Genomic DNA, 256 nt, shown 5'->3' with positions numbered 1-256 from the left:
TCTTGAAGTTTTTTCTGATCATGCAAGGTTGGCTGACGATGCCGTCAGCGGGGATTTTTTCTGGCGAAATGGGGTTGTTTTGCCGCTACGGCCGGTGCGGCGAAGTGACGTTGCTGCAAGGTTTGGGTGTGTTGTTAGCCCAGCAGTGGGGCAGTAGTTTTTTGCCTTTGGCAAAAACCATTTACCCCTTCTCTTCAAGCCGCTCCTCCCGATAGCGGTTCTCCATCTCATGTAATCGCGCGTCGACGGTGGCGAG

Annotated in this window: 1 protein-coding gene; it reads left to right on the top strand. The window is 53.5% G+C overall.

Annotated elements, in window-relative coordinates:
* Positions 1–215, top strand: a 215-nt coding sequence (locus SB659_RS20005) for a hypothetical protein (RefSeq protein WP_410551683.1), incomplete at its 5' end; no start/stop codon positions are given.
* Positions 216–256 lie beyond the last annotated feature (41 nt).

Source organism: Arthrobacter sp. SIMBA_036, assembly GCF_046535135.1.
In the GTDB taxonomy this organism is placed as follows: Bacteria; Actinomycetota; Actinomycetes; order Actinomycetales; family Micrococcaceae; genus Arthrobacter.
The sequence above is the reverse complement of the archived record's forward strand: the minus strand, read 5'-3'. Positions and strand labels throughout refer to the sequence as shown.